This is a genomic window from Mycobacterium shottsii (assembly GCF_010728525.1).
Taxonomy (GTDB): Bacteria; Actinomycetota; Actinomycetes; order Mycobacteriales; family Mycobacteriaceae; genus Mycobacterium; species Mycobacterium marinum.
On record NZ_AP022572.1, the window covers coordinates 4,196,015 to 4,210,376 of the forward strand.

The 14,362-nt window shown below is 64.1% G+C and carries 12 protein-coding genes and 3 pseudogenes; 10 read left to right on the forward strand and 5 right to left on the reverse strand.

Annotated elements, in window-relative coordinates; genetic code table 11:
• Positions 1 to 100: 100 nt before the first annotated feature.
• A complete protein-coding gene (locus tag G6N41_RS19450; protein WP_198965422.1) occupies positions 101 to 1,897 on the forward strand; it encodes a BCCT family transporter in 1,797 nt (598 codons plus the stop codon).
• A gap of 96 nt (positions 1,898 to 1,993) precedes the next feature.
• Here G6N41_RS19450 and katG read toward each other — a convergent pair whose 3' ends face one another.
• Positions 1,994 to 4,225 carry a catalase/peroxidase HPI gene (gene katG / locus G6N41_RS19455; protein WP_198965423.1) on the reverse strand — a complete coding sequence of 744 codons (2,232 nt, stop codon included), beginning with the start codon at positions 4,223 to 4,225 and terminating at the stop codon, positions 1,994 to 1,996.
• 36 nt (positions 4,226 to 4,261) lie between these two features.
• Complete coding sequence (locus tag G6N41_RS19460; RefSeq protein ID WP_198965424.1) at positions 4,262 to 4,714, reverse strand: Fur family transcriptional regulator; 453 nt, start codon at positions 4,712 to 4,714, stop codon at positions 4,262 to 4,264.
• 142 nt (positions 4,715 to 4,856) lie between these two features.
• Here G6N41_RS19460 and G6N41_RS19465 point away from each other — a divergent pair, with 142 nt between their 5' ends.
• From G6N41_RS19465 to G6N41_RS19485, 5 genes are all read left to right on the forward strand, one after another.
• Positions 4,857 to 5,072 (forward strand): hypothetical protein, encoded by a 216-nt coding sequence (locus G6N41_RS19465; RefSeq protein WP_198968069.1) that lies wholly within the window; start codon positions 4,857 to 4,859, stop codon positions 5,070 to 5,072.
• A gap of 72 nt (positions 5,073 to 5,144) precedes the next feature.
• The gene (locus G6N41_RS19470) at positions 5,145 to 5,564 is read left to right on the forward strand and encodes a hypothetical protein (protein WP_198913147.1); all 420 of its coding nucleotides are present in this window, start codon (positions 5,145 to 5,147) and stop codon (positions 5,562 to 5,564) included.
• Between the two features lie 5 nt (positions 5,565 to 5,569).
• The gene (locus tag G6N41_RS28920) at positions 5,570 to 6,145 is read left to right on the forward strand and encodes a hypothetical protein (protein ID WP_231608605.1); all 576 of its coding nucleotides are present in this window, start codon (positions 5,570 to 5,572) and stop codon (positions 6,143 to 6,145) included.
• 338 nt (positions 6,146 to 6,483) lie between these two features.
• A complete protein-coding gene (locus tag G6N41_RS19480) occupies positions 6,484 to 6,933 on the forward strand; it encodes a nitroreductase family deazaflavin-dependent oxidoreductase (protein WP_198965425.1) in 450 nt (149 codons plus the stop codon).
• Positions 6,934 to 7,154: 221 nt separating this feature from the next.
• Complete coding sequence (locus G6N41_RS19485; protein WP_198965426.1) at positions 7,155 to 7,970, forward strand: DUF1906 domain-containing protein; 816 nt, start codon at positions 7,155 to 7,157, stop codon at positions 7,968 to 7,970.
• Positions 7,971 to 8,003: 33 nt separating this feature from the next.
• On the opposite strand, the gene G6N41_RS19490 is transcribed toward G6N41_RS19485, so the two are convergent.
• Both G6N41_RS19490 and G6N41_RS19495 read right to left on the reverse strand, forming a co-directional pair.
• A complete protein-coding gene (locus tag G6N41_RS19490) occupies positions 8,004 to 8,858 on the reverse strand; it encodes a sulfurtransferase (protein ID WP_036455694.1) in 855 nt (284 codons plus the stop codon).
• A 123-nt stretch (positions 8,859 to 8,981) separates the two neighbouring features.
• On the reverse strand, positions 8,982 to 9,677 hold the full coding sequence (locus tag G6N41_RS19495) for a DUF899 domain-containing protein (RefSeq protein WP_198965427.1): 696 nt from the start codon (positions 9,675 to 9,677) through the stop codon (positions 8,982 to 8,984).
• A gap of 246 nt (positions 9,678 to 9,923) precedes the next feature.
• Between G6N41_RS19495 and G6N41_RS19500 the strand changes: the two genes are divergently transcribed.
• The 3 genes and pseudogenes from G6N41_RS19500 (at position 9,924) to G6N41_RS19510 (ending at position 12,388) form a co-directional block, all read left to right on the forward strand.
• Positions 9,924 to 10,787, forward strand: a complete 864-nt coding sequence (locus G6N41_RS19500) for a cyclopropane mycolic acid synthase family methyltransferase (protein ID WP_198967930.1) — start codon at positions 9,924 to 9,926, stop codon at positions 10,785 to 10,787.
• A 533-nt stretch (positions 10,788 to 11,320) separates the two neighbouring features.
• The gene (locus G6N41_RS19505; protein ID WP_012394618.1) at positions 11,321 to 11,599 is read left to right on the forward strand and encodes a hypothetical protein; all 279 of its coding nucleotides are present in this window, start codon (positions 11,321 to 11,323) and stop codon (positions 11,597 to 11,599) included.
• Positions 11,600 to 11,705: 106 nt separating this feature from the next.
• A pseudogene (locus tag G6N41_RS19510) lies at positions 11,706 to 12,388 on the forward strand (class I SAM-dependent methyltransferase).
• Here the strand turns inward: G6N41_RS19510 and G6N41_RS19515 are convergent.
• Positions 12,369 to 13,496 (reverse strand): annotated as a pseudogene (locus G6N41_RS19515) (prenyltransferase). The pseudogenes G6N41_RS19510 and G6N41_RS19515 overlap by 20 nt on opposite strands.
• Here G6N41_RS19515 and G6N41_RS19520 point away from each other — a divergent pair.
• Positions 13,482 to 14,355, forward strand: a pseudogene (locus G6N41_RS19520) (IS5 family transposase). The pseudogenes G6N41_RS19515 and G6N41_RS19520 sit on opposite strands and share 15 nt — an antisense overlap.
• Positions 14,356 to 14,362 lie beyond the last annotated feature (7 nt).

The window sequence follows — 14,362 nt, forward strand, 5'->3', positions numbered from 1 at the left end:
GCTCCGGCCGGAGGCCACTCGACACGCACGTTCGTCACGGTCGATTCGCGTTAGCCGCGAAGCGACGTCGGTGACCAGGACCTCCCTAGAAGGGAGTGTGATGGCGTTGCCCGACCTGCCCGATAACGATCCGGGTCGCCCGAATGTGGTTGCCGAGGCTTGGCGAAGTATCAAACCCTCGGTCTTCGTTCCGGCGTCATTGGTGATCGTGACCATGATCGCTGTTTCGGTCGTCTACGCGCAGACCGCCGCCAATGCATTCGTGAAGCTCAACGCCGCAATCACCGCTGGGGTCGGGTGGTGGTACATCCTGGTCGCCACGGCTTTCGTCGTGTTCGCGCTCTACTGCGGTATCTCGCAGATCGGCACCATCCGGCTCGGCAGCGACGACGAGGTACCCGAGTACGGCTTTTGGGCATGGCTGGCGATGCTGTTCAGCGCGGGTATGGGCATCGGTTTGGTGTTCTACGGTGTGGCCGAGCCGCTCAGCCACTACGCCCATCCACCTCAGTCCCGCGGCGTGCCCGCACTCACCGATGCGGCGGCCAACCAGGCGATGGCACTGACCCTGTTCCACTGGGGTCTGCACGCGTGGGCGATCTACGTGGTGGTTGGCCTCGGCATGGCCTACATGACCTATCGGCGGGGACGCCCCTTGTCGGTGCGGTGGCTGCTGGAGCCGGTCTTGGGGCGGCGCCGAGTCGAAGGCGTGCTGGGACACGCGGTCGATGTCGTTGCCATCGTGGGAACACTGTTCGGTGTCGCCACATCACTGGGCTTTGGCATCACCCAGATTGCCTCCGGCCTGGAGTATCTCGGCTGGATCAAGACGAACAACTGGTGGATCATCGCCATGATCGGCGCGATCACCGCCGCCGCGACGGCATCGGTGGTCAGCGGTGTCAGCAAGGGTTTGAAGTGGCTGTCAAACATCAACATGGCATTGGCGGCCCTATTGGCCCTGTTCGTGCTGTTACTCGGACCGACACTTTTCTTGCTGCAGTCCTGGGTGCAGAACTTGGGCGGCTACGCCCAGTCCCTGCCACAGTTCATGCTGCGCACCGCGCCGTTCTCGCACGACAGCTGGCTCGGCAACTGGACCATTTTCTACTGGGGCTGGTGGATCAGCTGGGCGCCGTTTGTCGGGATGTTCATCGCGCGGATATCGCGCGGGCGCACGATCCGAGAGTTCATTGGGGCGGTGCTGCTGGTACCCACCGTGATTGCCTCGCTGTGGTTCACCATCTTTGGTGACGCCGCGCTGTTGCGCCAGCGAAACGACGGCGACATGCTGGTCAACGGCGCCGCGGACACCAACACGTCGCTGTTCCGATTGCTCGGCGATCTGCCCATCGGCGTCATCACCAGCGTTCTTGCGGTGCTAGTGATCGTGTTCTTCTTCATCACGTCGTCGGACTCGGGTTCGCTCGTGATCGACATCTTGTCCGCGGGTGGCGAGCTGGATCCGCCCAAGCTGACCCGGGTGTACTGGGCGGTGCTCGAGGGGACCGCCGCCGCGACATTGCTGCTGGTTGGCTGCTCCGGGTCGCTGACCGCGTTGCAGACCGCTTCCATTGCCACCGCCCTGCCGTTCTACATCGTCATGGTGGTGGCGTGTTACGCCATGCTAAAAGCGTTCCGCTTCGATCTACTCACCACGCCCAGGCTGCTGCATGTCAACGTGCCCGACGTGGTATCGGACGGCAACCGGCAGCGCCGCGACATCTCCGCGACCCTGGCCGGGCTTATCGCGGTTCGCGACGTCGATAGCGGTACCTGCAGCGTGCACCCCGACACCGGCGCGCTAACCGTCATAACTCCACCAGATCCGTTGGGCGGGCACATGTTTGACACCAGCGAGCAAGACGGCCAAAGAAATCCAACATCGTCGGCGTAGGCCGCGAAGCGCCAACCGGCCGACGCCGGCCCTCGCAGTGGCCCCCGCGAACTATTGGTTCACGGGGGTCACTACGAGGCAGCGATCGATACCGGACTACTCGAGATCGAACCGGTCGTTGTTCATGACCTTGGCCCACGCCGCGGCGAAGTCCTCAGCGAACTTCTGCTTGGCGTCGCTTTGGGCATAGACCTCGGCCAGTGCGCGCAGCACCGAGTTCGAACCGAACACCAGATCGTTGGCGGTGGCCGTCCACTTGAGCTGCCCCGAGGAGCGGTCGCACCCTTCGTAGACGTTCTCCGCCGCTTCCGAGGCCTTCCACTCCGTGCCCATATCGAGCAGGTTCACGAAGAAATCATTGGACAGCACGCCCGGCTTGTCGGTGAACACGCCATGCTTGGAGCCGCCGTGATTGGCGCCCAGCGCACGCAACCCACCAACCAGCACCGTCATCTCCGGAGCCGTCACCCCGAGCCGATACGCCCGTTCGATCAGCAGGTGCTCCAGCGGAGCCTTCTCACCGACCCGGACATAGTTGCGGAATCCGTCCGCGCGCGGTTCGAGCACCGCGACCGACTCCACGTCGGTGTTCTCTTGCGATGCGTCGGTGCGCCCGGGGGAGAACAGCACAGAGACCTCGTGACCCTCATCCTTGGCCGCCTTCTCGACCGCTGCCGAGCCAGCCAACACGATCAGGTCGGCAAGCGAAATCTTCTTGCCGCCGGCCGCCGAGCTGTTGAAGTCCTGCTGGATTCCCTCCAGCACAGACAGCACCTGGTCGAGGTCTGCGGGCTCGTTGGATTCCCAGCTCTTCTGCGGTTCCAGACGCAACCGCCCTCCATTGGCACCGCCGCGCTTGTCGGTGCGCCGGAAGCTGCTCGCCGCCGACCATGCCGTCTTGACCAGCTGCGCAACCGTCAGGCCGGACGCGAGCACCTTGCTCTTCAGCGCCGCAACGTCCTTGGCGTCAACCAGCTCGTGGTCAACGTCGGGCACCGGGTCTTGCCAGAGCTGCGGCTCGGCAACCCAGGGTCCGAGGTAGCGGCTGACCGGTCCCATGTCCCGGTGCAACAGCTTGTACCAGGCCTTGGCGAACGCCTCGGTCAGCTCCTCCGGATGTTCCAGCCAGCGCTGGGTGATCCGCCGATAGATTGGGTCCTCGCGCATCGATATGTCGGTGACCAGCATCGTCGGGGCGCGCCCCGGCCCGCCGAACGGATCGGGGATCGTGCCTGCGCCGGCACCATCCTTGGCCGTGAACTGCCACGCGCCGGCCGGACTCTTGGTCAGCTCCCACTCGTAGCCGTAGAGCAGCTCCAGGAATCCGTTACCCCACTGGGTGGGGGTCGGGGTCCAGACGACTTCGAGACCGCTGGTAATCGCGTCCTTGCCCTTGCCGCTACCAAACGAGCTCTTCCAGCCAAACCCCTGCTGTTCGATCGGGGCGGCCTCCGGCTCGGGACCGACCAGGTCTGCGTCGCCGGCACCGTGGGTCTTGCCGAAGCTGTGGCCGCCGACGATCAGTGCGGCAGTCTCCTCGTCGTTCATCGCCATGCGGGCGAAGGTTTCCCGAATGTCATGCGCGGCGGCAACCGGATCGGGCTTGCCCTCGGGCCCCTCGGGGTTGACGTAGATCAAACCCATGGTGGTCGCGCCGTAGGGTTGGGCGAGGTCGCGCTTGCCCGAGTAGCGCTTATCGGTGCCCAGCCAGACGTCCTCTTCGCCCCACATGACCTCTTCGGGCTGCCAGACGTCCTCACGACCGAACCCAAAGCCGAAGGTCTTGAATCCCATCGAATCCAAGGCACAGTTCCCGGCGAAGATAATCAGGTCCGCCCAGGAGATCTTGCTGCCGTACTTCTGCTTGACCGGCCACAGCAGTCGGCGTGCCTTGTCCAGGCTGACGTTGTCCGGCCAGCTGTTGAGCGGAGCGAATCGCTGCATGCCCTGGCCACCGCCGCCGCGACCATCTTGGATGCGGTAGGTACCGGCGGCGTGCCAGCTCATCCGGATGAACAGGCCACCGTAGTGGCCATAGTCGGCGGGCCACCAGTCCTGCGAGGTGGTCATCACCGACATGACGTCGGCCTTGAGCGCATCGACGTCGAGCTTGGCGAACTCTTTCGGGTAGTCGAAATCAGCACCGAGCGGGCTGGCCTGAGACGGGTGCGGGTGCAGCATCGACACGTCGATCTGGTTGGGCCACCAGTCCCGGTTGGTCATCGGCGCGTGATCCTGCGGGGTGGGGGAGGAGATTGCGGGGCTTTCGCTTTCGCTATTGCTCTGGGTCGAGGTGTCGGGTTGAGGTGGGCGGCTATCGGATGACACAGCATTCCTTCCAGGGGTGGGTGAATCGGGCTGCGATCACGGCTGTGACCGGGGCATTGCGGTTGAACAATCGGGGCAGATGCCCCAATAAATGACTTCGGCCTCGTCGACAACGAAGCCATCCAGCACATTGCTGTCGTCCGAGGGGGCCAGACACGGAGCCTCACCGACGCCACAATCGATGTCGGCAATCGCTCCGCAGGATCGGCAGACGACATGGTGGTGGTTGTCGCCGACGCGGGATTCGTAGCGGGCGACCGATCCCGACGGCTGGATGCGACGGACCAGGCCCACCGAGGTAAGTGCGCCGAGCACGTCATATACGGCCTGCCGGGACACGTCGGGCAGGATTTCGCGAACCGCCGAGTAGATCGTTTCGGTGTCGGCGTGTGGGTGATCGCCCACGGCCTCGAGCACAGCAAGCCTCGGCCGGGTGACGCGCAGATCGGCCATACGCAGCTTCTCTGTGTAGTCCGCCGTTGACCCCACTTAACCACTATGACTCGCTATCTTGAATCGGTCAAGAGTTCGGCAAGCATCACGAGAAATGCCCGTGAAGCGCCCTCGGTGGATCACGTAAAAATGCCCGCGAAACGGTCGATCCTCAGCAGGCATGGGAAGTGGGCTGTCGATGTCGTCTCGGGCCGAGATCACCGCGAAGTTCGCCAGGGGGTATGTGGGGGCGCCGAAGGCGGACAAGGGGCAGATTCTGGATCAGGTGGTGGCGGTCACCGGCTGGTCGCGTGACAACGCCCGGCGGCGGTTGAGGGCGGCGGCCGCGCCGCCGGGAGCGGGTCGGCAGGTCGCCAAACGGACTCGCCGGCAACGCAATCCGAAGTACTCCTAGGATGCGCTCAAGGTGTTGCAGAAGGTGTGGGCGGCCTCAGGCGGGCAGTGCGGCCGGTACCTGGCCGCTTCCATGGCACTTCAGTTGGATGCTCTAGAACGCCACGGCGAACTGGTGGACGGCCGTGACCGTTACGGCCCGGCGGTGCGTGCCGAGCTGTTGGCGATGAGCAGCGCCACGATCGACCGCTACCTGCGCGGCGCCAAGGCCCGCGACCAGATCTCGGGTGTGTCGACGACGAAACCCTCCCCGCTGCTGCGGTCCTCGATCACCATCTGCAAAGCAGGCGATGAGGCCGAAGAATCTCCGGGGTTCTTCGAAGGCGACACCGTGGCGCACTGCGGCCCGACACTGAAAGGTGAGTTCGCCCGCACGGTCAACCTCACCGACATGCACATCGGCTGGGTGTTCACCCGCACGGTGCGCAACAACGCCCACCCCCACATCCTGGGCGCCCTCAAAACCGGAATTACTAAAATCCCTATAAGGTAACGGGTTTGGACTTCGACAACGGCACCGAATTCCTCAATAAGGCGGTCATCAAGTGGGCCGCGGACATGGAGATCTTCTTCACCCGCTCACGACCCTACAAGAAGAACGACCAGGCCACCATCGAGTCCAAAAACAACCACCTCGTGCGTCGCTACGGGTTCTACTACCGCTACGACACCGACGAAGAACGCGCCGTGCTCAACCGGCTGTGGCACCTGGTCAACGACCGGCTCAACTACCTGACCCCCACCATCAAACCCATCAGCTACGGCTGCAGCCGCGACGGTCACCGCCGCCGGCTCCACGACAAGCCCCAGACCCCTGGACCGGCTGCTGGCCGCCGGAGTCCTCTCAGCGGCCCAACAAACAGAGCTGCTCACCTACCGCAACAGCCTCAACCCCGCCGCGATCGCCCACCAGATCGCCGACCTGCAAGCCGCCCTGCTCAGACTCGCCAAAGACAAGACCGAACAGCTCTACCTCGCCGCCATACCCGCCGCTCTACCCGCCCTCAAAGCCGGCATCCGCATCAAAAGCAAGACCACCACCTGACCCCGATTTCGCGGGCATTCCTTACCTGATGCATGAACCAGGTTTCGCAGGCATCTTGACTTGATGCATCACGGAGTTTCCGCTCGCCATCAACGCACAATTGGGCCGGCGCGCTCAGCCCCTTGCTCCGGCACCTTCGGGCCCGCATCACACCGCGCCCTGCGACGGTCGCGCCCGTAGCCGATTGCCAGTTGAAAACGATTGCACAACAAGCACACTCAGACACCGGTGCCGCCACACGGTCGCGCGCCGGCAGGGTTGACGACAACACCGTCAGGCCGCTCCGAACGCCGGCCATCTATCAGGTAGATTGATATCAGACACCCTGATATAGTTGGGGCCGCAATGTTCAGAGATGGGATCTGAAATGTCCAATCCGAAGCCACCGGCTTGGCTCAAGCCGATGAACAAAGCCATGGTGACCCTGCAGAAGATCGGCGTCGTCGCGGGCCCGGTACGGGTACTCACCGTGACCGGCCGCAAGACGGGGCTGCCGCGCAGCACCCCGGCAACCCCGTTCGTACTCGATGACTGCGTGTATGTGGTCGGCGGATATCCAGGTGCGGACTGGGTGCGCAACGCTCGCGCGGCCGGCAGCGGAACCTTTACCCGGGGACGCAAGAAGCAACAGGTTGTCTTCACCGAACTCACCGCAGCGCAGGCGGTTCCCGTGCTGGCCGCGTTTCCGCACAAAGTTCCTCGGGGCGTCGGCTTCTTCAAGCGCTCCGGCTTGGTGCGGCAAGGAACGGCCGAAGAGTTTGCCGCACTGGCCGGGCAGTGCGCCGTCTTCCGGCTCGACCCCACCGCGCAGAACTAGCCCTATCCACGAGCCTCGTCGCCGCCACCGCGGTGCCGGTTTCGGGCGATGTCGACCAAGATCCGCCCGGAAGTCCGCGCAGCGAGTCTCGCTTCCCGCACGAAATATTCTGGGCTGATTAACCTTTCGATCCAGTTCGACTGCTCCGGCAAATGCACCTGGACGGAATGCGGTCGCCGCGGCACGACACCGAGGGAACCGGAATTTGGTACCATCGCGCGGTGCACAAACCGGCTGCACCGAGTAGCCGCATCGGGGCGCAATCGGTGTCCCGGCGCGACGTCCTCAAGGTATGCAAGTTTGCCTTGGCACCGGCTTTGTTCGGCCTCGGGACACTCGCCGAAAGCGTCGACGCACCCCAAGCCGCCGCCACCGGCGTGAGGTTGATCGACTTTGCCAAGCAGCGCATCTCACCAGAGCTGATCAAGTCGGCAGGCTATGACGGCGTCGTGAACTACGTATCCGAATCGCGCCCGGGAGCGAACTTCCAAGCAAAACCGATCACACGCGAATACGCCGACGGATTGCGAGCGGCGGACCTGCACATCGTCAGCAACTACCAGTACGGCAAGCCCGGTGGCTCAGCGCCGTCGGATTTCACCCGCGGCCGTTCCGGTGGTGTGCAAGACGCCCAGACTGCCCTGAGCCTGCACAGCGCGGCAGGGGGCACAGCGTCGGCCCCGATCTTCTTCAGTGTCGATGAAGACATCGACCCGCACACCTGGGACACCGCTGCCGTGGAGTGGTTCCGGGGAATCAACTCGGTACTCGGCGTCGAGCGCACCGGTATCTATGGACATTCCCGGGCCTGCGCGTGGGCGGTCAGAGACGGGGTGATCGGAAGCTCGACCACGCCGGAGCACCGGTGGGCATGGCAGACGAGGTCGTGGTCGCATGGTCAGCGCGAGCCCGCCGCGGTGCTGTATCAAGAGGTCGTCAACAGTCCCACACACCCAAGTCCGCTGTTAGGCGGGATACGTGTGGACGTGAACGAGGTCCTCGCCGCCGACTTCGGGCAGTGGGATCTGGCGCGGTGATCGGCTAGCGGAACCTGCGGGGTGGCCGCCGGTTCATTCGGTGCTGCGTTCCACGGGACGATTGGGATCCGAACACCACTCCGACCATGAACCCGGGTACAGCGCCGCGTCGCCGCCCGCGGCGACCAAGGCCGCCACGGTGACTGCGGCGGTGATGCCCGAGCCGCAGTAGGCGCCCATGGCGCCGTCCCGATCAATGCCGTATCCGGACAGGAGTTCGTCGAGCGCGCCGGTGTCCACAAACGTTCCGTCCGCGGTCAGGACGGCGCCGCTGGGAAGGTTCTTCGCGCCGGGAATGTGGCCGCCGACCGGGTCGATCGGCTCGACATCACCACGGAAGCGCTCGGGCGCGCGGGCATCGAGCAGTGTCGTGACTCCGGCGCCAACTTGGCTCGCCGTCAATGTCGGACGGCTTCCGACGTACAAATCCTCATACAGCACGGACACATTGCCGGCGCGGGGGTGAACGGCTCCCGTCTGCAAGTGCCCACCGGCGCGGCGCCACGCGCCCAGACCTCCATCCAGGATGCGCACATTCGCTACCCCTGCCGTGGTCAACAGCCACCATGCTCGGGCCGAACCGGCCCGGTTCCAGTCGTCGTAGACCACGACCAGTTCGTCCTGCTGCACTCCCCATCGGCGCGCGGCGATCTCGAGATTGCGCCCCGACGGTAGCGGGTGCCGGCCGCGCCCGGCGACGGTATGGTCGCTGAGTTCCGCCTCGAGCGACACATACACCGCTCCCGGTAGGTGGCCGCGCAGGTAGGACGGGTGCCCGTCGGGTTCACCGAGCTGCCATCGCACGTCCAATATCGTCACCGGCAAGCCGGCCCGGATGTGGTCGGTCAACTCAGCCACAGAGATCAGCACCTGCCCTCTAGCCTGCACCTGTCCACCTCTTTCTCAGGAGTCTTCTGCGAGCTGGCGACACGCACCGATGAGCCTACGGATACCTCCCGAGTACCCGTCGCCGGTGCGACGAACGCACCGTCCCGACCCCGCGACCAGTGGCTAGGGGCCAGCAGTGTCGCCGGGGCCGTAGGCCAAGGCGATCTCGCGTGAGCCCAGCCAGCCCGAGTAGGTCGGTCGGTACGGCCATCCGGCGGGCGAATTCTGCCATTGCTCCTGGCGCCCCCACGGCAGCAGGTCGATCAGCCCGAACATGTAGCTGAGTTGCTCGGTGCCTCGACCGGTCGTATGCCATGTGCGGTAGACGGTGTCACCGTCACGCAGTAACACATTGACCGCAAAGCCTCCGCCGGCCGGCGCATCCAGGTCAGCGGCGAACGAGCTCTCCGAGGACGAATGCCACGGCATCCTGTTGCCCACCTTGTGCTTGTAGGCGAGCGCGTCGTTGATCGGCCCGGTCGTGACGATCACAAAACGCGCGTCATAGTGAGCTAGGAACTCCAGCCGGGTGAACTGCGACGTGAAGCCGGTACACCCGCCGCACTGCCACTCGGCGCCATCGGTCCACATGTGGTGGTAGACGATCAGCTGCGCGCGGCCGTCGAACACATCGACCAGCCGGACCGGCCCGTCCGCACCGATCAGCGTGTAGTCGGCCAGCCGCACCATCGGCAACCGGCGCCGCTGCGCGGCAATCGCATCCAGTTCGCGAGTGGCAGCCTTCTCGCGCTCGCGCAGTTCGTCGAGCGCGGCGCGCCAGGTCTGGTGATCAACGCTTGCTGGCAGGGCCTTTGCCATGGAATCCGCCTTTGATGTCGATGTTTGGTGATCACTTGTTATGACCGCCGCGGCGGCCGGAAGTCATCGCGCCAGGGCGGTCGATGTCCCTACGGTGGCTTTTCGCCGCGCGGTTCTGACGGATAAGTGCAGGCCAGCACCGAATCGGAGGTGGCCGTGTTTGCCGTTCTCGGCTGGCGGGAAACCCTGCAGGGGTTGGGGGACGGGAAATTTGGGGGGCCGGTGGGCCCGGAAAGGCACACAACCATGGCTCAACGGCTGGTACCGCATTTCGACGACGTCCAGGCGCATTACGACCTATCCGACGATTTCTTCCGACTGTTTCTGGATCCCACCCAGACCTACAGCTGCGCCTACTTCGAGCGCGACGACATGACACTTGAAGAGGCGCAGATCGCCAAGATCGACCTGGCGCTGGGCAAACTGGGCTTGGAGCCCGGCATGACACTGCTCGATATCGGCTGCGGCTGGGGCGCCACCATGCGTCGCGCGATCGAGAAATACGACGTCGACGTCGTCGGCCTCACCCTGTCCAATAACCAGGCCGCCCACGTGCAGAAATCGTTCGACCAGCTGGACACCGCACGCACCCGGCGGGTGCTGCTGAAGGGCTGGGAGCAGTTCGATGAGACCGTCGACCGCATCGTCTCGATCGGCGCGTTCGAACACTTCGGTCACGACCGCTATGACGACTTCTTTGCGATGGCGCATCGGGTCTTACCGCGCGGCGGGGTGATGCTGCTGCACACGATCACCGGCTTAACCCGAGAGCAGATCAGCGATCGGGGAATACCGATCTCGATTGACATGATCCGGTTCGTCAAATTCATTGTGACCGAGATCTTCCCGGGCGGCCGGTTGCCGTCGATCGAAATGGTGCTGCAGCACGCGGGCAGGGCGGGCTTCACGCTGACCCGTCGCCAGTCGCTGCAGCCGCACTATGCCAGAACCCTGGCTCTGTGGGCTCAGGCCCTGTACGCCTACCGGGACGAGGCCATCGAGATTCAATCCGAAGAAGTTTATGAGCGCTACCTGAAATACCTGACCGGCTGCGCAGATGCCTTCCGCCGCGGTCACATTGACGTCAATCAGTTCACCCTGCAGAACTAGCCCGCGATCGGCGTGCCGGGCGCTGCATCTTCTCGAGGTCGGCGCGCCATCGCAGCTTAGACTACAACGACACGGTCAACGAACGGCCACAATTCATCACGATTGGCACACGGCACTGGCATCGCCTGACCACTGGTGCGACGGTGTTGCGGTGAGTGTTGACGTCGGCCGTTTCGAGTACGGCTCCCGCACGCAGTGGATGGACGCCCCGCCCCGGCGGTGTAAGCGTGGCCACTGGCTGCTTCCGGGGCACATGATCGTTGCGGTCATCCGATGCTCGTGTGGTCGGCACACCTGCTGGGAATGCGAGTGCGGCGCTACCACGTATCGACCGGCGCTGACCCACTCTTGCACCATAGTCAGGGACGTGCATGCACCGCTAGATCCTTCTCAACTGGTCAGCTGAGGCAGTCTCTGCCCCTGCACCGCGGCGACGACGCCAGTAGCGTGCTAGGGGTTAGTCGAACCGAGCGTTTGCGACTGCGGCTTTTGGTCTATAGATAACGCATACCCCGAATTGAGGAGGGGCGACAATGCGGCTCATTGTGCCAACCACCGTAGCGACCGCAGCGCTGCTGTTCACCGGATGCTCTGCCTCCGAGATCGTCAACACCGGCGGTGACACCAAGTGCAAGGACTTCACCACGCAAGACGAGAAGAAACAGAGCGAAGAAGTCGGCAAGATGCTCAAGGACAAGAGCGGCAAAGACCCGACGAACCTCGAGATCTCGGCCACCCGTCTGTCCGCAATGACTTACTGCCAAACGTTGGGCAAGCCCGACACCAAGATCTCCGAAGCGCCACACGGCTAGCACCATCTTGGCCGGACGCCTGTCCAGGACGGGACGTATTGGCTATCACCCAGCAACCTGCGGGACCACGGCGTCACCAGAATTGGCGTGACGCTAGATTTTGGTGATGAGCAGCGACATCCCCAGTGCGGTGCAGCGAATCTTCGCGCTGGCCGACCAGGTGCCTGGATTCATGCCGGCCGATGAGGGGAGGCGCTGTTCAACGCCGCGCTGCGGTACTTCAATGGCGGGCTCGGTGTGGAAATCGGGACCTACTGCGGCAAGTCCACCCTGTTGCTCGGCGCCGCGGCGCAACAATGCTCCAGCGTCCTCTACACCGTCGACCATCATCACGGCTCTGAGGAACACCAGCCCGGTTGGGAATACCACGACGATTCACTGGTCGATGAGATCACTGGACTGTTCGACACCCTTCCAACCTTCCGGCGCACGCTGGACTCTTCCGGCCTGGACGACCATGTGGTGACCGTCGTGGGCAAATCGCCGATCGTGGCCCGGGGGTGGCGATCACCCCTGCAGTTGCTGTTCATCGATGGAGGTCACACCGAGGCTGCCGCCGCGCAGGACTTCGAGGGCTGGGCCAGATGGGTGAGCCCAGGGGGAGCGCTCATCATCCACGATGTGTTCCCCAACCCCGCAGACGGTGGCAGGGCGCCGTACCACATCTACCGCCGTGCCATCGATTCCGGTCAATTTCAGGAGATTTCGGCAACCGGGTCACTAAGGCTTCTCGAGCGCACTAGCGGGGGCCCCGGCGAACAGATCGAGGTTAGCGGCCGGGCCTGCTGACGACGCACTCGCAGTCGAAGTCGGTTTGCAGGCCCGTGGGCAGCGCATGCCCACGGAAGATGCCGGCACCCCGAGTGGTATTCGATAGCGCATCCGCGGCGAGGATCATCGCCGCAGCGGTCCAGGTGGTGCGTTCCTCGGGCCAACGCTTCCCGTCTGCGAAGACCAATCCCGTCCAATAGGACCCGTCGTCTTCGCGCAGGTGCTGCATCGCCGCGAACTGTTCATGCGCCGCGGCGCGGTGACCGATGGCATCAAGCGCCAGCACCAGTTCGCATGTTTCGGCTCCCGTCACCCACGGCCGGTCGTCGACGCAGCGAATACCGAGGCCGCCGACAACAAAGTCATTCCAGCGGTGGTCAATTCTGGCGGCCGCCGCCGGTCCGCGTAGCGCACCGCCGAGGATGGGGTAGTACCAGTCCATCGAGTAGCGCTCCTTTTCAGCGAACGCCTCCGGGTGCGCGACGATGGCGTGGCCAAGCCGAACGAGCGCCAGTTCCCACTCCGGCTGGGGCTCCCCGACAAGAGCCGCCAGCGCCAGCGCACACCTCATGGCGTGAAAGATGCTGGCGTACCCGGTCATCAGGGCCTCCGTCAGTGGCCCGGGCTCACTTCGAGCCCAACATATTTCGCCATTACCCACCTGCAGGTCGATGACGAAGTCGATCGCCTTGCGCACCACCGGCCACATCGTGACGGCGAATGACTTGTCGCCGGTCACGAGCACATGGTGCCAGATTCCGGTCGCGATGTAGGCGCAGAAGTTACTGTCACTGTTTTCATCTTCGACAGTGCCCGTGCGGATTTGAATCGGCCATGACCCGTCGGCCCGCTGCGCGCGGCGACTCCAGTCGAATGCGGCGCGCGCCTGCTAGAGAAGTCCGGCAGCGGTGAGCGCCATCGCACACTCCACATGATCCCACGGGTCGGTGTGGCCACCCACAAACCACGGGATGGCGCCCGAGGGTTCTTGTGCGGAAGCAATGGATTGGGCCGTCTGCCGACATTGATCGCGAGTCAGGGCACCCGGCACCGCCGGCGGACTAGGGCGTGTCTGCTTAATGTGAATGGTGTTTTGGCTGATGCTGTTTGGGTGATGCGGATGCATGCGATTTCTGATGATTTGTGGTCGCTGATCGTGGCGGTGTTGCCTGCGGGGCGGCGGCGTGGCCGGCCGTGGAACGATCATCGACGTACTCTGGAGGGCATTATCTGGCGTTACCGTACGTGATCTCCGTGGTGTGACCTGCCCGAGCACTTCGGTCCCTGGCAATCGGTGGCCGAGAGGCATCTACGCTGGTCGGTCGATGGCATCTACGCGCGGATCTTCGCGGCGATCGCCTCTGACCTCGACGCCGAGGACGCTGACCTGGGCGTACTGTTGTCGGTCGATTCGACCAGTGTGCGCGCCCACCGACACGCAGCCGGAGCGCGCTCCGGGCGCCGCACAGGGGGATCTGTCGAATTACAAGAAATATCTCGATGAGCCCGATGACCACGCTATTGGGCGTTCCCGCGGCGGGCTGACTACCAAGATCCACGCCTTGACCGACCAGCTGTGCAGTCTGGTCACCCTGGCACTGTCGGCCGGTCAAGCCGGTGATAATCCGATGCTTTGGCCATTGCTGGCCGCCCGGTGCAGCAACTCATACGCCCCGTTTCGCCTGCTGGCGGACAAGGCGTACTCCTATGACTCGACGCGGGCACAGCTGCGCCGGCTCAAGATCGCCCATACCATCCCCGAGCGCAGCGACCAGATCACCCGCCGCAAAGCTAAAGGCCGCAACGGAGGACGGCCTCCGGGGTTCTCAGGCCGAATCTACAAGCACCGTAACACCGTCGAGCGAAGCTTCAACCGGCTCAAACACTGGCGCGCGGTCGCCACCTGCTACGACGAATACGCCCTGACCTACCTCGGCGGTGTCACCCTGGCCGCCATCATCACCTACCACCGCGTCCGCAATTAGCAGACAG